The 21,737-nt window shown below is 60.3% G+C and carries 17 protein-coding genes and 1 pseudogene; 3 read left to right on the top strand and 15 right to left on the bottom strand.

Going from position 1 to position 21,737, the window contains the following annotated elements; translation table 11 throughout:
* Positions 1 to 2: 2 nt before the first annotated feature.
* From ROE7235_RS08715 to ROE7235_RS08645, 15 genes are all read right to left on the bottom strand, one after another.
* The gene (locus ROE7235_RS08715) at positions 3 to 1,214 is read right to left on the bottom strand and encodes a carbohydrate ABC transporter permease (RefSeq protein WP_121094704.1); all 1,212 of its coding nucleotides are present in this window, start codon (positions 1,212 to 1,214) and stop codon (positions 3 to 5) included.
* Complete coding sequence (locus ROE7235_RS08710) at positions 1,211 to 2,440, bottom strand: carbohydrate ABC transporter permease (protein WP_121094702.1); 1,230 nt, start codon at positions 2,438 to 2,440, stop codon at positions 1,211 to 1,213. Before ROE7235_RS08710 ends, ROE7235_RS08715 begins: the two co-directional genes overlap by 4 nt.
* Before the next feature lie 53 nt (positions 2,441 to 2,493).
* On the bottom strand, positions 2,494 to 3,840 hold the full coding sequence (locus ROE7235_RS08705; protein WP_121094700.1) for an ABC transporter substrate-binding protein: 1,347 nt from the start codon (positions 3,838 to 3,840) through the stop codon (positions 2,494 to 2,496).
* Between the two features lie 35 nt (positions 3,841 to 3,875).
* Positions 3,876 to 4,940, bottom strand: a complete 1,065-nt coding sequence (locus ROE7235_RS08700) for a LacI family DNA-binding transcriptional regulator (RefSeq protein WP_121094698.1) — start codon at positions 4,938 to 4,940, stop codon at positions 3,876 to 3,878.
* A gap of 176 nt (positions 4,941 to 5,116) precedes the next feature.
* Complete coding sequence (locus ROE7235_RS08695) at positions 5,117 to 6,508, bottom strand: sulfatase family protein (RefSeq protein WP_121094696.1); 1,392 nt, start codon at positions 6,506 to 6,508, stop codon at positions 5,117 to 5,119.
* Positions 6,505 to 7,452 carry a carbohydrate kinase family protein gene (locus tag ROE7235_RS08690; protein WP_183073429.1) on the bottom strand — a complete coding sequence of 316 codons (948 nt, stop codon included), beginning with the start codon at positions 7,450 to 7,452 and terminating at the stop codon, positions 6,505 to 6,507. The genes ROE7235_RS08695 and ROE7235_RS08690 overlap by 4 nt, the downstream gene beginning before the upstream one ends.
* A gap of 61 nt (positions 7,453 to 7,513) precedes the next feature.
* Positions 7,514 to 8,521 carry an ABC transporter ATP-binding protein gene (locus tag ROE7235_RS08685; protein ID WP_121094691.1) on the bottom strand — a complete coding sequence of 336 codons (1,008 nt, stop codon included), beginning with the start codon at positions 8,519 to 8,521 and terminating at the stop codon, positions 7,514 to 7,516.
* 3 nt (positions 8,522 to 8,524) lie between these two features.
* Positions 8,525 to 9,355 carry a carbohydrate ABC transporter permease gene (locus ROE7235_RS08680; protein WP_121094689.1) on the bottom strand — a complete coding sequence of 277 codons (831 nt, stop codon included), beginning with the start codon at positions 9,353 to 9,355 and terminating at the stop codon, positions 8,525 to 8,527.
* Positions 9,352 to 10,299 carry a carbohydrate ABC transporter permease gene (locus ROE7235_RS08675; RefSeq protein WP_121094687.1) on the bottom strand — a complete coding sequence of 316 codons (948 nt, stop codon included), beginning with the start codon at positions 10,297 to 10,299 and terminating at the stop codon, positions 9,352 to 9,354. The genes ROE7235_RS08680 and ROE7235_RS08675 overlap by 4 nt, the downstream gene beginning before the upstream one ends.
* Positions 10,300 to 10,356: 57 nt before the next feature.
* A complete protein-coding gene (locus ROE7235_RS08670) occupies positions 10,357 to 11,622 on the bottom strand; it encodes an ABC transporter substrate-binding protein (RefSeq protein ID WP_121094686.1) in 1,266 nt (421 codons plus the stop codon).
* Between the two features lie 43 nt (positions 11,623 to 11,665).
* Positions 11,666 to 13,210: a PHP domain-containing protein gene (locus ROE7235_RS08665; protein ID WP_121094684.1), complete on the bottom strand. Its 1,545-nt coding sequence runs from the start codon at positions 13,208 to 13,210 to the stop codon at positions 11,666 to 11,668.
* The gene (locus ROE7235_RS08660; RefSeq protein ID WP_121094681.1) at positions 13,207 to 14,475 is read right to left on the bottom strand and encodes a Gfo/Idh/MocA family protein; all 1,269 of its coding nucleotides are present in this window, start codon (positions 14,473 to 14,475) and stop codon (positions 13,207 to 13,209) included. Before ROE7235_RS08660 ends, ROE7235_RS08665 begins: the two co-directional genes overlap by 4 nt.
* Before the next feature lie 73 nt (positions 14,476 to 14,548).
* Positions 14,549 to 15,643, bottom strand: a complete 1,095-nt coding sequence (locus ROE7235_RS08655) for a GntR family transcriptional regulator (RefSeq protein ID WP_121094679.1) — start codon at positions 15,641 to 15,643, stop codon at positions 14,549 to 14,551.
* Positions 15,644 to 15,826: 183 nt separating this feature from the next.
* Positions 15,827 to 16,213, bottom strand: a complete 387-nt coding sequence (locus tag ROE7235_RS08650) for a DUF3307 domain-containing protein (protein WP_121094677.1) — start codon at positions 16,211 to 16,213, stop codon at positions 15,827 to 15,829.
* Positions 16,210 to 16,917, bottom strand: a complete 708-nt coding sequence (locus tag ROE7235_RS08645) for a Crp/Fnr family transcriptional regulator (RefSeq protein ID WP_121094675.1) — start codon at positions 16,915 to 16,917, stop codon at positions 16,210 to 16,212. The genes ROE7235_RS08650 and ROE7235_RS08645 overlap by 4 nt, the downstream gene beginning before the upstream one ends.
* 245 nt (positions 16,918 to 17,162) lie before the next feature.
* On the opposite strand from ROE7235_RS08645, the pseudogene ROE7235_RS20930 reads away from it, so the two are divergent.
* From ROE7235_RS20930 to ROE7235_RS08635, 3 genes and pseudogenes are all read left to right on the top strand, one after another.
* Positions 17,163 to 17,294, top strand: a pseudogene (locus tag ROE7235_RS20930) (double zinc ribbon domain-containing protein); the annotation flags it as partial.
* An 84-nt stretch (positions 17,295 to 17,378) separates the two neighbouring features.
* A complete protein-coding gene (locus tag ROE7235_RS08640) occupies positions 17,379 to 20,567 on the top strand; it encodes an ATP-binding protein (RefSeq protein WP_245963915.1) in 3,189 nt (1,062 codons plus the stop codon).
* Between the two features lie 66 nt (positions 20,568 to 20,633).
* A complete protein-coding gene (locus tag ROE7235_RS08635) occupies positions 20,634 to 21,614 on the top strand; it encodes a hypothetical protein (protein WP_121094671.1) in 981 nt (326 codons plus the stop codon).
* Positions 21,615 to 21,737 lie beyond the last annotated feature (123 nt).

The following is a 21,737-nucleotide window of genomic DNA, read 5'->3' as shown; positions in this document are numbered from 1 at the left end:
CGTCATCCTTTAACAGAGCCTGCGGTCAGGCCCTTGGTCATGAAACGTTCCAGCCCGAGAAACAGCGCCATGATCGGCACCGTGGCAACGACCGCGCCCGCCATAAGGTGCTGGCGCGGGATCTCGGAGGAATTGAGCGAAGCAATGCCGCGCGTCAGGGTGAATTTGGACGGGTCGTCCAGCAGCATGAAGGCAAGCAGGAATTCGTTCCACGCGATCATGAAGACATACAGCGACACGCTTGCGAGCGCCGGTAACGCCAGCGGCAGGGTGATCTTCCAGATCACTTGCAGCCGGTTCAGCCCGTCCATCAGCCCGGCTTCTTCCACCTCTTGCGGCAGGCCCCGGAAATAGCCTTGCAGCATATACAGCGCGACCGGGATGGTCGTGACCGGATAGATCAGCAAGATGCCGAAAATTGTGTTGCGCAGCCCGGTCATGGAAAAGCCGATATAAATGGGCAACGCCAGCACGATGATCGGCACCATGTAAATCAGCAGAATGGAGCGCGAGAAAACCGCCTGCCCCTTGAAGCGCAGGCGCGCCACGGCATAAGCCCCCGGCACGCTGAACAGCAGTGTGATGGCCACCGTCATCACAGAGATGAACAGCGAGTTCACCATGTAGGTGCCGAAATTATAGCTGGCAAAAAGCTCGTAATATGACCGGAACAGGCCCCAGCCTTGTGTCAGATCCAGCGAGAAATCGAGCGGGTTGGCGACCAGTTGTTGCTGGTTCTTGAGGCTGGTCATCACCATGACATAGAACGGGATCGCCACGATCGCGGTGAAGAAGATATAGCCAAAGCCCGTCAGAAAACGGATCACCGCATCCTCGAATTCGTGCCGGGTCAGGGTGCCGGGGCGGATTTCGGCAAACATGACATGCAGCGACCAGCCCGTGCCCAACCCAGCCAGCAGTGCCGCAATTCCAAGCGCTACCGGGCCGACACCGTCTGTCAGCATCGGCCCGAACCCGGCCCCAAGCGTGAGGGCAAACAGCGCCACCGCGGCAGCCATGGCAAAGCCGCGTTGCGGCACGCGCAGCAGCACCATGCCCAAAGCCGCGCCCATAACCAGAGCTTGCAGCACGGACGGGCGGAACGCATCGCCTGTGGCAAAGCTCATGGTTATGGCAACGCTGGTGGCGATCACCACCGTCCAGAGCGCACCAATGACGGCGGCGGTCAGGTATCCGCGACGGATGTGCGTCATAGCCCGTCCTCCCGGCTCATGAACTTGAAGAAGAACACCGAGAAACTGAGCAAGCACAGGAAGATGACCACCGCAACAGCGGCACCCGCACCGATATTCGACACGGCAAAGGCCTGTTCATAGACATTGACGGTCAGGGTGCGCGTGCCCGCGTTTCCGCCGGTCAGCAGGAAGATGTCGTCGAACTTGTTGAAGGTCCAGATAAAGCGCAGCAGGAACAACACGCTTAGAATGCCCAGTAGCTGTGGCAGCGACAGATACCAGAATTTCTGGAACGGGGATGCGCCGTCCATATCGGCGGCCTCATACATGTCCGTGTCGATGGCCTGCATCCGCGCAAGGATGAACAGGAAGGACAGCGGGAAATAGCGCCAGATCTCAAACACCGTGACCATGATCAGCGCCAACGGGCGTTCGCCGAAGAAATTGATCGCGCCGTTCGTCACGCCCATCTGGATCAGTAAAGCGTTGGCAGAGCCGGAGAACGGATCGAACAGGATCAGCCATGAAAAGGCGACGGCAATGATCGGGGCGACATAGGGAAACAGGTATAGCCCGCGCAAAATGCCCTGCCCGCGAAAGGATTTGTTCAGCAAAAGCGCCGCGAACAGGCCAACACTCAAGGCGCCGATTGTTCCGAACACCGTGTAGAACAGGGTCACGCCGAACACGCCCCAAAATTCGTCGCCGTCGAAGATGCGCGCGAAATTATCTAGCGTAAACGTGGTATTGGTCAGGATGCTGTCGGATTGGCCGGAAACGGTGGGCAGGCTGGATTCGGCCAGCTCTTCCGTGCGGTCGGCATCTTCTGCGACAAGCGGGATAATGATGCGCTCATTATAGCCGCCCTCGATCGTTCCAATAGGACAGGTCAGGTCACGCCCGCTCAGGGTGCAGGGCGCGGGAAGGTCGCCGCGCAAGGCGACGCCCTCGGGCAATGTGTCGGACAGGGTAACGCCCGTGACCTCGATGTCCTGGCTGGAATTGCGCAGCCGGTATTCGACCCGCAAATCATCGCCCGCACCGCGCACGCTCTCGCGTAAAATGGGCGCTGGCGGGCGCAGGTCGGCCAGCCCGATGGGCTTGAAGCTGATCCAGAAGATCGCCAGCAACGGCAGCACCACAACCAGCGCAACACTGACAAGGGTCGGCGCAAGCAAGCCCCAGGCAAGCCGGGCCTCGCGCCGCGCAAGCGGCGTGGTTCCGTTGGGTGGAACGGCTGACATCGGAATTCTCCTGACAGGATCAGGGCCGCCGCTGTTGGGCGGCCCTGTCTGGATTACTCGATGGCGGACAATTCCGCATTCATCGCGGCTACGGCTGCGGCGGCATCTACCCGACCGTCGATATAGTCGCGCACCACGCGGTTGATGGCTTGGCTGTTGATCATCTTCGATGCCAGCGCAAGCTGCCCTTCGGCCACGCCCCAACGCTGCGCCACATCCAGACCGCCGACGATTTCGTCGATCATCGCGGCGTCATACAGGTCGCCCAACGGGGCCTTGCGGTCTACGCCAACCGGGAGCGTTGCCCAAAGCTCTTTGAACTTGGTAGGCTCATCGGCTGTGCCCGCGCGTACCGGAAACTTGCCCTCTGGCGCGATGGACAAGGTTTGGCCGTAGCCCGCATCGACCGAGAATTTGACGAACTCCATCGCGGCGTCGGTATCGGCATCGGCGCTGATCCCGAAATAGCGCACATCGCCCCAAGCCGCGCCATCGGGGTTGGACGGCCCGGCGAAATTGGTCACGATGCCGGTCTTGCTGGCCAGTTCCGAAGATGTCGGGTCGTCATTGATGGTGGGCGGGGCGCTGTCGCGCAGACCGGCCAGTTCATCCAGAATGAAGGGCGACCAGATGATCATCGCCGCGTTGCCGCTGAAATACAGCGTGCGCGACTGGTCCCAGTACAGGTCGCCGGGTGGCGAGGCTTCGGCGATCGCCTTGTAAAATTCGAGCACTTCGATGGTTTTCGCCTCGTCCAGCGGCTGAAACCCGTCCGGCCCGACCGGCGACACGCCATTGGCCAGAAACACATGCTCCAGAACCTGGCTCATGAAGTTTTCGTCCACTTTGGTGGCCGCAACGAAGCCGTACATTTCCGGCGGGTTGTGCAGTGCCTCGACCGCCGCAAGCACGTTCGAATAGCTTGAAGGTGCCTCCAGCCCGGCGGCCTCGAACAGGTCCTTGCGATAGATGATCATTTGCGTCCAGCCATCAACCGGAACCGATGCGGTGTTTCCCTCATGCGCCGCCATAGAGATCGCGCCGGGGGCGAATGTGTCCACACCCAGATCTTCGATCACCTCTGTCGCGGCGTCGGTATCCAGAATTCCGGCTTCGGCCCATGGCAGCGCATATTGCAAGGTGTGGTAAATCACATCCGGCAGGTCGCCAGCGGCAAAAGCTGCCGTCGCGCGCGTGCCCAGATCGCTTTCCGTCACCGGGATCACCTCGACCTCGACCCCGGTCATTTCCAGAAATTGTGCCGCCATCTCTTCTTGTTTGGCCAGTCGTTCGGGCTGTTCCTCGGTTGTCCAGAACCGGATGGTGTCGGCCGAAACCGCCAGCGCCGACATGCTTAACGCAAGTGCCGTCCCTGTCATCAATTTGGTGAAACGTGTCATTCTTCTCTCTCCCTTTGGTGCCGTAGTTCGGTGGGTTACGCCTTGGCAGGGGCAACCCCGTGCGAGCCGCGCGACCGAAACGCCGCGCGACCCAATTCTCGTAAGTCTTCCGGTGGTGCCCCGCGACACCGTTTGATCAACAGTTCAGCCAGCCGCGCTCCTGCCGCCCGCGTGTCGACCCGGTAGGTCGATAGCGGCGGGTCCAGAAGCGTGGTTTCGGGAATGCCGTCATAGGAAATGACCGACAGGTCCGTGCCGATCTTCAGGCCGCGGTGGCGCGCGGCGTCATAGACGCCCAAAGCCGCAGCATCGACAGAACAGACAATTGCGCTGGGCGGGTGCGGCAGGTCCAGAAGGATTGCGGCCGCGGCCGCGCCTGCATCGCGCCCCATGGCGGGCGGCGCGATCAATTGCGTGTCATGCGACAACCCGCTGCGGGCCAGCCCTGCCAGGTAGCCGTCATGGCGCAGCTTGGCATAGGAATAACCGTCAGCGCCGGGCACAAAGCCGATGCGCTTATGGTCAAGACCCGCCAGTAGCATGACCGCATCCTCGATGGATTTTTCGCTTTCGATATCGAACCATGCGCAGCCACCCGCATCTTCTGTGCGGCCATAGAGAACGAAAGGCACGCCCCGTGTGCGCAGGAAATCAATGCGCGGATCGTGCAGCTTTGTCCGGGGCAGGATGAACCCATCGGCCTTTTTCTCGACCGTCAGGCGGTCCAGCAGGTCGAGCGTTTGCTCATCGCTGCCTGCGGTGGCGACGGTAAGCGTCCAATCCTCGGCAGAGGCGGCTTGCGACAATCCCGCGAGAAACTCTGCAACAAACGGGCGATGTGCGTCATGCTCGTTGACCTGCAACACCAACCCAAGCGACCGAACCCGGCCCGTGCGAATAGCCTGCGCATGGCTTAGGGGCCTGTAACCCAGCTTTTCGGCGGCCTTGCGAACACGCAGCCGCGTGCGGTCAGAAATATCGGGGTGGTCGTTCAAGGCCCGGCTGACCGTGCCTTTGGTCAGGCCAAGCTGTGCGGCCAGATCCACAATACGCACCCGTTCGGGCAATGCCGAGGGTTCCGCAGTTTCTGTCGCCTGCATGTGATTCGTCCTCCCAACTCTCAAAATCTATTCCGAAACCGGTTTCGACAACAGTTTATGTTGAGTAGCGCAACAAAGCGGGGTTTTCTGGCAAACCGGCGGGGTTCAGCTAGCGACGCGCGCAGCCCAGCCACGCGGCCCTGATCCGGACCGGCACTTTGGCCTTTGTGGTGGTTCTAGCGGTCGCGAGGGTTGTCAGGGTCCAGATCAAACCTGTCCGGCAGGGTCAGCCCATGCGCCAGATGGTGCTCGACCGCCATGACCGAAACCCCGTCACGATAGAGCCAAGGGTCGCGGGTGTCGCGTTGCCAAGCCTCCATCTGCTGGCGGAACGATGCCAGACGGTCAGCATGCTCGGGCGCATCTGCAAGGTTGCGCACTTCTTGCGGGTCGGTTTGCAGATCGTATAGCTCTTCCGGCGGTCGCCGCAGGTAGTTGCGCAGCGGTCGCTGGCCGATCATCACCGGGTCGGTTCTGCGAATGCCCTGCCAAGACAACGACCCGTAGAGATCGCCGGAAAATGGGAAATCCAACTGCCACGCGACGTTGCGATGATACTTGTAGCGCGGTGTGCGCAGGAACCGCGTCGGCCAGTAATTCGTCACCTCATGAAACGTGTGTGATCCGAAGACGATCTGCCAATCCGGCAGCAGGTCGGCCCGCTCTAGAATCGGCAACAAGGACCGGCCTTTGCGTTTTCCGGGCGTCGCAGGCGCATTGGCGACATCCAGAAAGGTCGGCAACAGATCGGTGAAGGAAACAAGATTGGGGTTTGCAACGCCCGTCTTTTGGCCCGGACGGTGCATGATTAACGGCAAATGCACCCCTGCATCGAACAAGGTGGTTTTAGAGTTCAGGAACGGTGCGCCATTGTCGGACAGGAAAACCACAAGCGTATCATCGGCAAGCCCCTCGGCGCTAAGCGCGTCAAGGACCAAGCCCACACCCCGGTCAAGCCTGTGGACGGACCGGTAATAGGCGGCAAGCTCGTCGCGCACCTCTGGCAGGTCGGGCAGAAAGGGCGGCACGTGGACCGCATCTGCGGGGAAAACGGGGTCCAGCGCCCCGAACGCGTTATTGCCGAAGCCGCCGCGTGTTTCGTCGCGGTGCGGGTCGACAAACCCGATGGTCAGGAAAAACGGGTCACGGTCGGCGGCGCGGTCGCCGAAATAGGCGCGGGCCCGATCCGCCACCCAACCGACATCACGCGTTCCGCTCTCCTCTCGGTGCTGCCATGGGTAAACCTCTGACGGGCCGACATGCACTTTGCCGATAATGCCGGTGTGATAGCCGGCCTCTGCCAGCAGGCGGGGCGCGGTGGGCACATCCGCAAAGGTCATGAAATGATGGTGGTCGTGGTGCAGTCCGTATTGACCGGTCTCATGCGTGTGCAGGCCCGTATAGATCACCGACCGGCTGGCCGAACAGGACGCGGTTGAGGTGAAAGCCATGTCAAACCGCGTGCCGCGGGCCGCCAGCGCATCAATATTGGGCGTGCGGATCGCAGTTTCGCCGTAGCAGCCTGCCATGCGGCCAAGGTCGTCTGCGATCATCAGAAGAATGTTCATTCGCTGGTTCCTTGCGATAAAAGCTCCGGCAGGTGCAGCGCAGTCTTGGCGCGCGGGAAGGCGCGGATTACCGCGCTTGCAACCGCGCAACCCGCTGAAAGGCACGACGCCACATCGTGCCCGGCCTGCGCCGCAGCAAGGTATCCGGCATTGAACGCATCGCCTGCGCCGATCGTGTCAAAAATCTCGGCCTTTGGGCTGCTGGCGGCAAAACTCTGGTCATTCGCCAACGCAATGGCGCCATTCGGCCCGCATTTGACGACGAGCACGGTTTCTTTTGCAAGGGTTGGTGCGATCTCGCTGATTGCGGCTTTCAGTGTGTCGGCACCCGTCATGCCCAACAGCTCTTTGTCGTTTATCAAGACAAGCGCGCTTTGTGCGATCCAGTCTTGCATCAGGCCGCGCATCGCGACGGTCCAGCCGTCACCGGGCCAGCCGGGGTCAATGGCCACCCGCGCGCCCTGTGCCTTCAGATCAGCCATCAGTGACAGGCAATCCTCGGTAAGCCCCGGCATGGCAAACGCGCCGGAAACAAGCGCATATGCCCCGTTCAAAGGCCAGTCTTTCAACCCGGACCGAACCTGCCCCACGTCGAAGCTGTCCAGATGCCCGGGGGTCGAAAAAAAGCTTCGTTCTGATCCGGGATGCAGCACGCCGAAACTGACAGAGGTCGGCCCCGCAATCCGTGCGATCCGGTCAAGCGGACCTGTGAACGCGTCCGCGATCATCTGGCCGACCGTGTCCGTCCCCGCAGAGGCGATCAGCCCGGACCGCGCGCCCAGACGTTGCAACACAAGCGCCGTATTGGCTGCCGATCCCCCGACACGGCTGTCGGCATGGTCCAGAAAAACCTCTGTGCCCCTGTCGGGCCAGTCGGACAAGACGCCGCCAATCAGGTCCAGATTGGCGTTTCCGATCACGGCGATGGGTCGTGTCGTGGTCATTACGCGACCTGTCTGGGTGCGGCAGTGTTGGGCGGTTTCAAGCCTGTGTTCATGGTCTTCGTCAGCCCGGTATCGGCCGTCCTTTCGCATCGAAAAGATGAACAGAGGCCGGATCGGGTGTAAGATGGACTTCGTCGTTGGCGTGCACTTCTGAGCGGCCCTCTATCCGGACATTGACTGGCCCGACCCCGTCGACTTCGACATGAACGAATGTATCGCTGCCCAGCCGTTCGGTCAGGATCACGCGTCCGCGCCAGTCGCCAGCGTCAGGCGACAGGCTGATATGTTCTGGCCGGATGCCGTAGGTTTCGGCCCCGTGCGCGGCGGCCACGGTGCCATTCAGGAAATTCATCCGCGGGCTGCCGATAAAGCCTGCCACAAACTGGCTGGCGGGACGCTCATATAGCTCCATCGGGGTGCCCACCTGTTCGACGATTCCGCCGTTCAACACAACAATTCGGTCCGCAAGGGTCATCGCTTCGACCTGATCGTGGGTGACATAGACCATCGTGGTGTCCGGCAGTCTTTTGCCAAGGCTGGCGATTTCCAGGCGCGTGTCGACGCGCAGCGCCGCGTCGAGGTTCGAGAGGGGCTCGTCAAACAAAAAGACCCGAGGGTCGCAGGTGATCGCGCGCCCGATGGCAACGCGCTGCCGCTGCCCGCCCGAAAGCTGCTTTGGCTTGCGATCAAGGAACGCTTCGATCTGCAACATCTTCGCGGCCTTCTCGACCCGTTCGCGGATTTCGGCCTTGTTCAAGCGGGCCTGTTCCAGCCCGAAGGCCATGTTTTCGAACACCGTCATATGCGGGTATAGCGCGTAGGACTGGAACACCATTGCGATCCCGCGTTTTGCGGGCAACACGTCGTTCATGGGCTGGCCGTCGATCCGGAGTTCACCCCCGGTGATGTCTTCAAGCCCCGCGATCATCCGCAGCAAGGTCGATTTTCCGCACCCGGAGGGCCCTACGAACACAACGAATTCGCCCTGCTCCAGTTCCAGGTTGATGTCGCGCAGCACCTCGACAGTGCCGTAGGATTTGGACACGTTTTTCAGTTCGACTGTCGCCATGGATTATCCTTTCACGGCGCCGGCGGTCAGGCCGGACACGATCTTGCGTTGAAACACCAGAACCAGCGCCACCAGTGGCAGCGTCACGATGACCGAAGCGGCCATGATATTGCCCCAAGGGATTTCGAATTCGCTGCGCCCCGAAATAAGCGCGATGGCCACGGGCACCGTGCGCTGGCTGTCGGTCGACAGGAAGGTGAGCGCGAAAAGAAACTCGTTCCAAGCGTGGATGAAGGCCAGAAGCCCCGTCGTCACCATCGCGGGCCACATCAGCGGGAGGAACACGCGGCGGATGATGGTGAAAGACGAGGCCCCGTCCATGATCGCAGCTTCCTCTATTTCTATCGGAAGGTTGCGCATGAAGGTTGTCAGAACCCAGACCGTGAAGGGCAGGGTGAATATCATGTAGGAGAAGACAAGGCTCCAGAGCGAATTGAACAGGCCGAAATAGCGGATCACTTCGAACAGGCCGGACAGCACGGCGATCTGGGGAAACATGGACACGGAAAGCACCGTCAACAGCAGCAACCCACGCCCGCGAAACCGGATACGAGAGAGCGCATAGGCGGCTGTAACGGCCAGAAACAGTGACAGGATGACCACAACAGTGGCGACAAAGACCGAATTCAAAATCTGCTTGCCGAACACGCCACCCGACAGCATGGCCTGATAATTGGCTAGGTTCAGGGCGCGCGGCAGATAGTTCACCTCGAACAGGGCCTGACCGTCTTCCAGTGATGTAAGGATCGCGTAATAGAAGGGGAACAGCGCCTGAAGGACGATAACGCCGACAAGGATGTAAAAGCCAATGCTTTGCCAAAGGGGCGGTTTCATGAGCGTTTGCCCTCCAGATCCATCCGGGTCGCCATGATGAAGGTGATCGTGATCAGTGCGATCACCAGAAACAGCAGCGTCGACGCCGCCGAGCCATAGGCAAACTTGTCGTAATCGAACAGGTTCTCGCGGGCGAAGACCGACATCGTCCGCGTTGCATCGGTGTTGGGTGTCAGAACATAGACGATATCGAAGACCCGCAGCGCGTCGAGCGCGCGGAACACAACGGCCACCAGCACGGCAGGCATGATCAGCGGCAGCGTGATCTTGCGAAACACCCGCCATGGGGGCACGCCGTCCAGCTTTGCGGCTTCGTAAATATCGCCGGGCACCATTTGTAGACCGGCAAGAATAAGCAGCGCCATAAAGGGCGTGGTCTTCCAGATATCGACCATCAGCACCGCCACCATCGCCGTATCGGGAGAGGCGGTCCATGCAATCGGCTCTGCGATCAGTCCAATGGTTTGCAGCATGTCATTGATAATGCCGAACTGGTCATGCAGCATCCATGCCCACATCTTGGCCGACACAATGGTCGGGATTGCCCAAGGGATAAGGACAGCGGCGCGTACCAGACCGCGACCGCGGAACTGCTGGTTCAGCACCAGCGCGATAATCAGGCCAAAGACCGTTTCGAAACTGACAGAGACAACGGCAAACAGGATCGTATTCCAGACCGAGCGCCACCAGCGGGCATCGGCCAGCAGGCCATAGTACTGGCCCTCGCCATCGCCCCAAGCGACATATTCAAGGTAATTGCGAAAACCCACGAAACGCGCTTCGCCCATCAGGTCCAGCGACGCATCGGTAAAGCTGAACCAGATCGTGCGTCCCAGCGGCCAGGCCGCAACAATGGCCAGCGTCAGCAGCATCGGGGCAAGGAACAGCCAAGCCGACCGGGTCCGGCTGCGCGACAGGCGAGATTTCTGGACGGTCTTGGACATGGATCTGCTCCGCAAAGGTGTCCGGGCGTGGGCCGCCCGGACAGGGATCAAGGCTGATTACCAGCGCGGACCGCGCAGGCGCGTCAGTTCGGCCTCTAGCCGCGACAGGTTTTCTTCTGCCGCGCCATTGCCGGACAGCGTGTTGTGCACGGCAGTCCAGAATAGCGAAGACGCCTCGTTATACTTGCGTTTCGCGGCTGCCGAAGGTCGCGCCAGCGTCCCGTCAAGCACCGGCTTCCACAGCGGGATGAACGGCTGCTCTGCGGCCACATCTGCGTCGTTATACACGGCGGTCAGGGTCGGTGGGCGCGATGTGACAATCGCACGTTCCTTCTGGTTCTCATAGTTGGTCAGAAACTTGATCAACTCGATCGAAGCTTCCTGGTGCTCGGAATATTTCGAGACGCCCAGTTCCCAGCCGCCCAGTGTTGCGGCAGACGACATCCCCTCTCCGCCCGAGGGTAGTTGGGTGACGCCGACCATGCCTTTGACGGGGCTGTCATCACCCTGCACCAGCGCATAGGCGTAGTTCCAGTTGCGCATGAAAATCGCATTGCCGGACTGGAACACGCCGCGCGCGTCCTCTTCTTTGTAGTTCAGCACGCCTTCGGGCGCGATGGTTCCGATCCAGGACGCGGCGAGGGTCAGCGCCTCTGCGGCTTGCGGATTGTTGATGCCGATGGACCCGTCGGGTTCGACGAAATTACCGCCGCCATAGCTTGCGACCCATTCCATCGCGTTGCAGGTCAGCCCTTCATAGGCAGCGCCCTGGAACACGAAGCCTTGCAAATCGCTGTTGCCTTCAGCGCGCTCGCCCTCAAGGATCAGTGCCGCCGTCTCTGTCAGCTCTGCCCACGTGGCTGGAACCTCTTGACCGTATTTTTCCAGCAGATCTTGCCGGTAATAAAGGGCAGGGGCGCCGATGAACATCGGCAGGGCCACGAGTTTGCCGTCAACCGTCTGGCCCTCTAGCGTCGAGGGAATGAACTGGTCCCGGATATCGGCGGTCGCCTCGGTCAGATCGACGAAATGCTCGGCGAGCTGTGGGGCCCAGATCACGTCCAGCCGGTAAACGTCGATATCTGTCGATTGCGCGGACAGCCACAGCCGGTACTGGCCAAACTGGTCGGTCGTGCTTTCGGGCATCGACACGATCGTGACGGTATGACCCGTCTGCGCTTCGAATTTGTCAAGCTGGCTGCGCAGAACTTCCTGGTCTCGACCGACGGACCCGTGAACGATCGTCAGGTCCTCGGCGATTGCGCCGGTCGCCAGCAAGGCCGCGCCCGCCAGTCCGGTCATGAGATGTCTTATCAGTGTCATTGTTACCTCCTGTCGTGATTATGGTCTTCTTGGTGGTGCAACTTCATCGAACGAAGATCGGTGAAGTCCATGCCATCTGGCCGCTGAGTTGCCTCAGTCGCAGATAGATCGTTTCGCCAGAGGACAGCGCGCCCAAAGGCACGTCCCCGTGCCATTGCCAGTCCGCTATGCGGGGCAACTGGTGAAACCGCCATGCGGGGCTGTCGATCGGGCCAAGATTGCCGCTTTTGGCACCTTGCGACAGCCGCGCCGCCGGTATGCGGATATCTTGTCCGCAAAGACATGCTTGGATAACGGCATCCGGCGTCAAGGCCGCGCGCAGCATCAGTCCCTGCATGGCCGGGGTTGTGTTGTTGGGGTTCGCCTCGGCGGTCACGGCAAAGCGAACGCGGTGTCCGTCCATGCTGATCTGCGGGATGGCGTGGCCACTATCCTGCCCTTCTAAAGGCGATACGATCTCTGGTCCGCGAAAGCGCGGTTCGACCGCGCGGATATCACCACCCTCCAGCCATAGCGTTCCGTCCCAGTCGTGGCGCAGGCCCCGAGCGCCCCAGCCCATCTCCAGATGGATCAAGGTCTCGGCGCTTTCGGGGTCGATGGGCTGCGGGGTGATTGCCGGGCTGATCCTGTGCCAGAGCCGTCCGTTGCGGATTACGTCGATGCTGTCGACCGCGCCACCGGCTACGGCCTCTATCCCCAGTGTCGCTTCATCCTGTGCGGCAACATAGTCGCCCTGAAGGCTGCTGCCGATCTGCGCCAGCAGATGGATGCGGTCGCCTGTCAGGGCATTGGTGTGCCGGCCCCGCATCGCGGTCCAGAACGCATCGCGGTCATGTTCGGGCGCATATAGCGCCATGCGGCCATGCCCGTAAGACCCCGGAAACCCGCTGTGATGGTCTGTATTGCCCACAATACCGAAGCGATGCCCCAGCGCCAGCCCATGGGACATGGTGGACTGCCCGTCCACCGGCCCCATGGAATGCAGGTAGCCGCGTTCGGTTTCGGACTGCTCTGCGCAACCATGCATCGACAGCATCTCGACAAAAGGGGACAGGTCCGGGTCGAAACTGTCCCAGTTGATGCCGCGCGCGCCGGTGCGGTAGCCGATATGGTGCGGAAAGGCGAAAGCGCGCGCGCCGTATCGGGCATCCAGCGCCGCTTTCAATGCAGCGGGGTCATCGGCCAACTCTAGCGGTCCGTCCGCCAGGTCGGCCAGAACGATCGTGTAGTCGCCATGCGCCGCAGAATGGATCTCATATCCCGGAAAGACCGTGAATGTGCCGGGATCATCCGCCGCGCGCAGCACTGCGTAGTGATCCGGCCATGCGGCCCGCAGCTTGGCGAACCCCTTCACATGAAACTCTACAATGTGGGCAACCGAAGGGTCATCCACCGGCATGTCGGGCCAATGTGCATGGCCTGTGACCGACACGAAATCCAGTTGCAACGCGGCCTTTTTCAAAGCGTCGGGAAAGGCGCCATGGCCATAGGACAGGTCGGAATGGTTGTGGATGTCGCCATAAAAGGCCCGCAGCCCGAGAGCCGTGGCGCGCGGGCACAAACGCTCTGGCAGGGACGCATTGATCATTGGGCCGCCTCCTCGACCTGCATCTCGCGCGGGTCGACCGGGCGGCCACCTTCGGACAGGCTGATCTGCGCGGCTGTCACCAGTCGCAAAGAGGCAAGCCCCTCGGCCACACCCACCGGAGGCACTTCGCCCTGCAAGAATTTTTCCAGCTTGCGCACAAGTTCACGGTCGGCGCCGTAATGCGACGATGCGCGGTCCGGATTTGGAAATTGAATCCCGGAGCGCGCGTGGCCATGGTTTTCGACAAGGTCGATGTCGCCGCTATGACGCTCCATCCGCAGACGCCCACTGTCGCCGACGATTTCCAGAGTTTCCTGATCCGTTGCCCAAGGTCCGAAAATCGCGAAGAATAGGGTCGCTACAAGACCACTGTCATATTGCACGGTGACAACGGCATGGTCGTCTATATCCGCGCCCGGATGATAGACGCAGGTATCGTTGCGGTCATGAACGGCATGCGCTGTGCGCCAGCTATCATTCGGGACGCGGCCGATGCCTTCGAACTTGTCGATCAGGGTTTCATGGCGACGGTAAGGGCAATCGCGTTCGCATTCGCTACAGCGCGCGGGCGCGGTCGGATCGGGGGCGAAGATGCCCGACACACCGCCTGTCGCTGTGACCCGGACGGGCCGCGCGCCATCCGCGATCCAGTTCAAAACGTCGAAATGGTGCGACCCCTTGTCGTTCAGGGCACCGCCAGACCGCGCCTCGTTGCGATGCCAAAGCTGCAAATAGCGGGTGTAGGGGATAATCGAGCGCAAAAGCACCATGCGCGGCGTTCCGATACGGCCACCATGCGCGATTTTCACAGCTTCGATCCATGGTTGTTCATATCGACGGGTGAAGCCCATCATGATCGGCTGACCCGCGCTGCGTTCGGATCGTGCGATCGCCTCTGCATCGCTGAGCGTGACAGAGATCGGCTTGTCCAGGTAAACCCGTTTGCCATGGGCGACGGCGCGTTCCACAGGTTCGCGGTGGCTGTCAGTGTGGGTGGTCACGATGACAAGATCTACCGACGGGTCCGCCAACGCGTCTTCAAGCGAGGCAAAGACCTGCACCTGATGGTCCAGTCCGCCAGACTCGTAAATCGTGCTCAGATGCGCGGCGGCCAAAGTCGCGCGGTCGGTCAACCTGTCAAAGACGCCGACCACCCGAAGCCCCGTGTCAGAGGCCGCTTCGGCAATGCGGCTGCCGATGAAATAGACACCGCGCTCGCCCGCGCCGATGATTGCTATTCCAAAGCCCGGCTTGGATGATGCCATGACGCCCCCTGCGATCCATTGGGGTCGATGATAGGTGAGTATAAGTCATGTGAAAACGTAACTTATACTCACTTTAGTCGCGCGTTGTGGCATCCAGAAGCTGAATAGAACCGTTCATATGGGTATAGATCGGCAGGTAATGCGTGCGCGGCGGCTCTGTGCTTCCCACAAGACGTGCCGTGACAACCTCGGTGAACAGGTCGAGCTTTTCGCGGTCCGAATTGCCGACGATATCGAACCGGCTGACATGCTCGGACGGCACATCCACGCTGCCAAGCAGCAGAAGGCTGACATCCACCCCCGACTTCAGGCGTTTTTCTTGAAGCGCGGCGTCCAGCATGTGTCCCTCGACCAGCCCCCAGACAATCAGGGCTGTAGAGGCATCGGGTTCGGTCGCGCTGTCGGGCAGGGCGCGGACCAGATCGGCATGACGGTAGGAGCCCGGCAACGCCCCGACTGTATACAGGCGGGGATGGGGTGACGGCCCCTCCCATCCGCTGAGAAGTAGAAACTCTCGCCGCGCCATCGCGATCTGGCGTGCGTCATGTGCCGAGGTAAGAAACCCGATTCGCGAATGCCCGCGATCTTGCAGTATCCGGTATCCGACCGAAAGCGCCTCGCGCCAGTTGGTGCCGATTACATCCGCATCAATGCCGGTGACCGACACGCCATCCACGACCAGCGCATCGGCGCATTCCAGAATACGGGCAAGGAACCTGACGGAAACGACCTCGAAATTGGTTTGCAGCAGGCAGCAACGAACCCGTCCGCGCCGATCTATATGGTCCAGCACATCGGCTTCGTCGTCAAAGCCTTTCATTTCGACCCGGTAGCCATTGCGGCGCAGGCGATTGACCAATTCTATCAGCAAGCGCCGTGCAAGCCTGCTTTCAGAGTCCCGATACAAGATCAGGCAATCAACGCTATAGGCGGTTTCGGGTGCATCTTGGTGCTGTGCGATCCGCAACCCCGCGCCCGGCTTCGCGTCAATCAATCCAAGTCCGAGCAGCGGCTCCAACGCTCTTTGGACAACCCTTTGCGATGTCGCGAATTCGACCATGAGGTCGCGCACCTTGGGCAGTCTGTCGCCATGTCGACCTTCGGCGATCAGCTTTTCCAGCTTCCGTCTTACTGCCGCATCCTTCGAGGTCTTGCGCTCACTGTCCATGTTTTCCCAGTGCCGGGGTTATCGCATCGGTCCGATGCGGGAAACTATGCCAATCTGTTCGCAAAAGAAAAGCACTGCGCGACAACGTCCGCTAGCGCCGTGCATGGCCAAGCGCTGGTTTTAGTCATGGTTTTACGGATTGAACGTGCGGGATTCTGACGCTGCAGTCATGGGTCGGACATTCTACGGCCCGAACGTGACCAGCGCGCCAATAATCGCGATATAGGTGAGCTGATGAGCCGCCTGATCCAGCCCCAGCAAACGCCAGAACACAGGGTTGTTTTCATGTATCCCCCGCTGGGTCGTCTGGCGCGCCTTGATCCAGTCAATATGATAATGCACCGCGATCTCGGCCAGAATCAGCAGCGCAAAAAGAACCGGCATGACGGGTGCGATTACAACCAGCACAGGCAGGGTAAGCAGGCCGTGTAGACCGGCATGGGCCAAGCCGCCCGGATGGCCATAAAACCCCTTGGTCGACAGCATCCACGGGGTCTGCCAATGAAAATCGGCCAAGTAGTGTTTAATCTGAAACAGGACCAGCCCCGCAAGCACTGTCGCGACACTCATGCCCGATCCCCGGTCATCGTCGACAGGCGTTGATTGGCCCGCATCAGTTTGCGCCCTGTATCGCTGCTCATGCCGTTTTCCAGCAAGATCCGAAACTCGGAGTCGCGTGCGGCCATCCGTCGGAGCGTGTCGCCGGAAATCACGAAAACCCGTGCCGCATTCACCACCACAACAGAGGCGGAGGCCGGGCCGCTGGTCAGCACATTCATTTCGCCCAGCAAGCCGGACTCCACTGTGCTGATCGGCTTGCCCCCGGACCTGATCTCGGCCTTGCCGCGCGCCAGATAAAACAGGTTCTGGACCGGCTCGCCCTCTTCGATAAGCTGGCCGCCTGCTTCGGCATCGATCCAGGTTCCGCTGTCCAGAAAGCGGCGCGCAATCGGGGCTGGCATGTCGGGGAACGCATCGGCCAGAAAGCCGCGCTCTTCATCGGAAAAGCGGACTCTGCGGTTGACCCAGACCAAGCGCGCAATGCCCAGAATGCTGATGACGATCCAAGATATCTGGATGATTGCCGATGACAGGTTGAATGCGACGGTCAGGCTAAGCAGAACCATGCTGGCCGCGCACAGGTTGAGGGTCGCATAAGCGTAACCGTTCCCGCGCAAAACGCCAAGTTGCAACAGCGCGTAAGAGCCGAGATACAGGACTACGCCAGCCAAGCCAGCGGCATCGAAAAGCTGGTCGGTCGAAAAATTCCCCATTGTCGGCCCTTCGTCATTCCCGACTGTGTAAAACAGCCCGCCAGACGAAAATCAAAATCTTTCTTTGGCGGCGATGGGTTGTCCGGGCTTGCGCGCCGCAACGGACCCGGCGCCCCGCCTGTCGCACCTGGTAGGCGTCGTTTGCGCACAAAGCCTTGCTCAGGCGGGCGAATTCTAGACTTGACCGAGGGTCTTGGCCGCGTCACGGTTTCCCCTAGGTAAGACAACTTGGGATTGTTTGGTCTTTGTTGTGCGGGTCTTGCGGAAACGAGTGCGGCGAAACTGCCAAGTTCTGCGACCATTGCGGGAGCAGGCTTGCAGCCATTTTGGCCTGTCGCGAATGCGCGGCGGTGCTGCAACCGCAGAACCGGTTTTGCCCTGAATGTGGAACAGCTACTGATACGGGCGCGCGGCCCAAGACCTCTCTTGACGCGGCAGGTCACGCGGGTGGTGACAGGGCGGTGGCCGAGCCATTGTCGTCCAATCTGGCGCTAAGGGCTGCGGAACGCCGCCAGTTGACGGTTCTGTTCTGCGACCTTGTCGGGTCTACCCAGCTTGCCGAAGCCCTTGATCCCGAAGACCTGCGTGCCATTCTGGCGACCTACCGCGCAATCTGCTCTGAGATCGTTGCGCGCCACGGCGGCACGGTCATGCAGTATCTGGGCGATGGCATCAATGTCATGTTTGGCTACCCTGTGGCCTATGAGCATGCGACTGGCAGCGCCATTCGCGCCGCGCTGGACATGCTGCGGTCGATCACTGGTGGCCATCCCGATTTGTCCGCCCTGAATGTGAAGCTGAACCTGCGCATCGGGATCAATACCGGGCAGGTTGTCGTCGGCAGTGACGGGGCCGGGGCCTTGGGCGAACAGCTTTCGGTGATCGGTGATGTGCCCAACCTCGCGGCGCGACTACAGGGTATTGCCCAGCCCGGCCAGATCGTCGTCAGCCGGACCACGCACAACCTGACCAAAGGGCTATTTGCGTTCACCGACCTTGGTGCCCATGACCTGAAAGGGTTCTCGAAGCCTGTAAACTGCTTTTCAGTTACTGGCGATATGCTGGACGGCACGACCTTGTCCAGCAGTCAGAGGGAAAATGCCCGCCCCCTGATCGGCCGCACCGCAGAGCTTGGGTTGATTCAGCAGCATTGGGCATCCGCCAAAAGCGGCGATGGTCAGGTGATGATGCTGAGCGGCGAGGCAGGTGTCGGAAAATCCCGCATCCTGCACAGCTTCAACCGCCAATTGGGCGACGAGGACATGAATATTGTCCGGTTTTTCGGCTCTGCCTTTCACCAGCATTCGGCCATGCATCCGATTGCCGAGGAATTGCAGCGGCGCTTCGGGCTGCGCAAGGAGGCCGCGAGCAGCGAAAACCTAGAACTGATCAAGGACGCCCTGCGGCCAGGTCACGCGCATCATCTGCCGGCCCTGTCCTACCTGTTGGGGGTCGAAACGGATACGACGGCGGACTGGCTGGCCCATGCCCCCGAAGAGATAAAGCGCGCAACATTCTCTGCCGTTCTGGATTTCTACCAGTCACTGGCGGACGCAACCCCCTTGCTGATGGAATTCGAGGATGTCCATTGGTGCGATCCGACCACGCTGGAAGTCATTTCGCATTTCATCGAACAGCTCAAGACCAAGCGGTGGCTGCTGTTGCTGTCCTTCCGCCCGGATTACAAGCCGCCCTTCCAGAGCATGTCGCATGTCACATCGCTTTCCCTGAACCGGTTTCGCAGGGCCGAAGTCATCAATCTGGTCAACGCCATGACGGGCGGCAAAACACTGCCAAGGCGTCTGCTGGAACAGATTGTAGAGCGTGCGGACGGCATTCCGCTATATGCCGAAGAACTGACCCAGATGGTGCTCGAATCCGGGTGGGTAGAGGATGTCGATGGTCGCTACCGGATGAGTGGCGCGAACATGGAACAGGCGATCCCCGCCTCTTTGCAGGATTCGCTGATGGCGCGTCTGGACCGGTCGCCATCCGCCAAGGAAATTGCGCAGATCGCTGCAACGATCGGCCGCCGCTTTTCGCATGACCTGCTGCGCCATGTCTCTGGGTATCGGGATGCCCAACTGCGCGGCGCGCTGGACCAGTTGCTGGATGCAGAGCTGATTTATTGTGAGGGCAGTTCCACACAGGCAAGCTACGAATTCAAACATGCCCTTGTGCAGGATGCGGCATACCAATCACTGCTCAAGACGGCGCAGCACGAGTGTCACCGGCGTATTGCGCACGCGCTGGAAGAGCATATGCCGGACGTATGCAGCAATGAACCCGAAAGTCTTGGGTATCACTACGCCGCCGGTGGCGAGCACGCGCGCGCCTTCCCGTTTTTCGTGACCGCTGCCGAACGTGCGCTTGCGTCATCGGCCAGTCTGGAGGCGATCAACCATCTGGAAAACGCGTTGGCGGCGTTGGCCAAGACCCCGCATAGCGATGCACGCGACGCGCAGGAATTCGAATTGCTGGTCATGCTGGCTGTGCCGCAGGCCGCCGCACTTGGCTATTCGCATGAACATGTCAACCGCTCGTATGAACGCGCCCGCGAACTGGCACGCGATCAGCATGATAATTTTGCGATCTTCCCCGTGACATACGGGTTGATGCGGTATCATCTGCTGGGTGCACGCTATGCCAAAGCCATCGAGCACGGCGAAAATCTGGCAGAGATGGCGCGCGCGACCGGAAGCCGCCTGATAATGGCCGCGGGCTATCGCGCCAAGGGAGCGGCCAGCTTTTATTGCGGTGAACCCCATGCCGCGCTTGATGCCTTGTCCAATGTGATCGAGTCCGGGATGACGGATGAAGAGCGCGCAGAGGCGCTCAAGTTCGATGTGGTGGATATAAAGGTTGCGGCGCTGGGCTATGCAAGCTGGGCGCATTGGCAGTTGGGGCATGCCGATACGGCGCGGCGCGTCTCGGATGAAGCCATGACAACCGCCAAACAGACCGGACACCCGTTTTCGACCGCCTTTGCGATCTGCTTTGCATCTTGGACGCATGCTTTCTGCGGCGACCTGCAACGTGCGTTGGACTTGTCGCAAGAGGCGTTCGTGCTGTCAAAACGGCACGGTTTCCAATTCTGGATCGGCTGGACAGAGGTGATCGCGGCTTGGTCGCGCGCGCATCTATGCGGCGCGTATGATGTCGGCGTGGAAAAGCTGAGCGCCGGCATTGCAGACTGGAAGGATACCCGCTCGCGCCTGGGGCTAAGCTACTTTCTGTATCTTCAGGCAGACCTGCTGGCGGCCAATGGCGAGCATGACAAGGCACTTGGCATTCTGGACGAAGCCCGAAGCTTTTGCGACGAAACCAACGAGCGGTTCTGGTTGCCCGAATTGTTGCGACTGCGCGGCGAGATCTTGTTCGCCCAGACGTCCGAAAATGGCGGCCAAAGCGAAGCGCTTTTCCAATCCGCCGCAGCAATAGCGGGGGAATGCGGGAGCGTTGCGCTTCAGTCCCGCGCCCTGACCAGCCTGACAGGGTTGCAACACAAGCTTCGCGGTTGCTCTGACGCGGCACCGAAATTGGAAAAATTATTGCCAGCTTTGCAGGATGGCGGGTTAACGTTGGACCATCAAAAGGCCCGTCGTTTGCTGGAAACGATCCCGACAGGGCCGTCGACAGGGGGCGCATAACGCGACAGGGCTGGGTCGCAAGCATCGGCATCCAAAGGCCCGAAACACGCAAGTCAGGAGAGACGAATGGCCAAAGCCAATGCAGTCAGCGACAAGATTCCCGCCGTCGGAAACCCGCCCTTTCTGTATGGGTCGTTTTCAGCCATCTGGGTTTACCTAAAGGTTCCAATCGCAACCCTGAACCAGATTCTGGCCAAGCAGTCCAACGCTCTGGCGGCGTTTCCCTTTGATGATCTGGCGGAAGGTGGGCAGGACTACGGGCTGATGAATATCAATTTCATGAGCTATTCGTCCGATTCCGGGGTCAATGACCCGCAGTCCTATGCTGATATCCTGAAGCCCATCACCTATGCCGATCCGGCACCCGCCAGCATGGGCATCGAACCGACCCATGAATGCGAGATCAACATCGTGTCCTACGCGACGGCGAAAACGGCACAAACGCCGTTCGGCCTGACCAGTTCGCAATTCATACAAGGGCGCGACCATACCAAGACGCTTGGAAATTACCGCCTATGGGTGCCCTGTGATGACCGGATCGCGGTCTATTGGGGCATGCATAATTTTGGTGAAAACAAGGTCATGACCTATCCGTTCATTTACCAGAATCCGGCCCCGAACAATCCCGGCCGAACATCATGGGAGTTTACAATTCCGGCGCCGGTGGCGGAGCCTGCGACAAGCGCGCTGTTCAGCCTGTCGGTGGATGATCTTGTCGGTGGGCCGGGGGTTGTCGGGTCCAACCAGTCAGAGATCATCGATTTCAGCCTGTATCCGCATGCGGCGACCAATCCGGCGTCGCAACGGCTTGTGGCGTCGCGGCGGAATGTGTTCGGACAGTTTGCCTGCATGACCTTGGAAAGTGCGAAAACCGCCGGGGTGGCCTTTCCCGACTGCACCGTGAAACTTGGCAATTCACCCCATCCGATGGTGGCTGATCTGGCGACCATGCTCGGCGGCTCTGGCTTGTTCCGTCCGGCGGGAATGATGACATACCACTCCGCGCCAGCAGTGGCTGAAAGCGCGCTGTACTATGCCGATATCTAGTGTTCCCCACCTGACACAGGATTCCCATTGAGGGCCTGATGTGCTATATTCGGGACATGAGACGCAATGACATTTGCCTTTACCTTGGCCCCGCCGACCGTGCTGAGCTTCAAGCTCTGATCA

The organism is Roseinatronobacter ekhonensis, from assembly GCF_900499075.1.
Classification (GTDB): Bacteria; Pseudomonadota; Alphaproteobacteria; order Rhodobacterales; family Rhodobacteraceae; genus Roseinatronobacter; species Roseinatronobacter ekhonensis.
Note: the sequence above shows the minus strand (reverse complement) of the source record. Positions and strands in the feature narration are given on the sequence as shown.

What these genes read in the sequence shown, in the direction of transcription:
- ROE7235_RS08715 (WP_121094704.1), bottom strand. Translation starts at nt 1,214, where the DNA reads ATGACGCACATCCGTCGCGGATACCTGACCGCCGCCGTCATTGGTGCG.
- ROE7235_RS08710 (WP_121094702.1), bottom strand. Translation starts at nt 2,440, where the DNA reads ATGTCAGCCGTTCCACCCAACGGAACCACGCCGCTTGCGCGGCGCGAG.
- ROE7235_RS08705 (WP_121094700.1), bottom strand. Translation starts at nt 3,840, where the DNA reads ATGACACGTTTCACCAAATTGATGACAGGGACGGCACTTGCGTTAAGC.
- ROE7235_RS08700 (WP_121094698.1), bottom strand. Translation starts at nt 4,940, where the DNA reads ATGCAGGCGACAGAAACTGCGGAACCCTCGGCATTGCCCGAACGGGTG.
- ROE7235_RS08695 (WP_121094696.1), bottom strand. Translation starts at nt 6,508, where the DNA reads ATGAACATTCTTCTGATGATCGCAGACGACCTTGGCCGCATGGCAGGC.
- ROE7235_RS08690 (WP_183073429.1), bottom strand. Translation starts at nt 7,452, where the DNA reads ATGACCACGACACGACCCATCGCCGTGATCGGAAACGCCAATCTGGAC.
- ROE7235_RS08685 (WP_121094691.1), bottom strand. Translation starts at nt 8,521, where the DNA reads ATGGCGACAGTCGAACTGAAAAACGTGTCCAAATCCTACGGCACTGTC.
- ROE7235_RS08680 (WP_121094689.1), bottom strand. Translation starts at nt 9,355, where the DNA reads ATGAAACCGCCCCTTTGGCAAAGCATTGGCTTTTACATCCTTGTCGGC.
- ROE7235_RS08675 (WP_121094687.1), bottom strand. Translation starts at nt 10,299, where the DNA reads ATGTCCAAGACCGTCCAGAAATCTCGCCTGTCGCGCAGCCGGACCCGG.
- ROE7235_RS08670 (WP_121094686.1), bottom strand. Translation starts at nt 11,622, where the DNA reads ATGACACTGATAAGACATCTCATGACCGGACTGGCGGGCGCGGCCTTG.
- ROE7235_RS08665 (WP_121094684.1), bottom strand. Translation starts at nt 13,210, where the DNA reads ATGATCAATGCGTCCCTGCCAGAGCGTTTGTGCCCGCGCGCCACGGCT.
- ROE7235_RS08660 (WP_121094681.1), bottom strand. Translation starts at nt 14,475, where the DNA reads ATGGCATCATCCAAGCCGGGCTTTGGAATAGCAATCATCGGCGCGGGC.
- ROE7235_RS08655 (WP_121094679.1), bottom strand. Translation starts at nt 15,643, where the DNA reads ATGGACAGTGAGCGCAAGACCTCGAAGGATGCGGCAGTAAGACGGAAG.
- ROE7235_RS08650 (WP_121094677.1), bottom strand. Translation starts at nt 16,213, where the DNA reads ATGAGTGTCGCGACAGTGCTTGCGGGGCTGGTCCTGTTTCAGATTAAA.
- ROE7235_RS08645 (WP_121094675.1), bottom strand. Translation starts at nt 16,917, where the DNA reads ATGGGGAATTTTTCGACCGACCAGCTTTTCGATGCCGCTGGCTTGGCT.
- ROE7235_RS08635 (WP_121094671.1), top strand. Translation starts at nt 20,634, where the DNA reads ATGGCCAAAGCCAATGCAGTCAGCGACAAGATTCCCGCCGTCGGAAAC.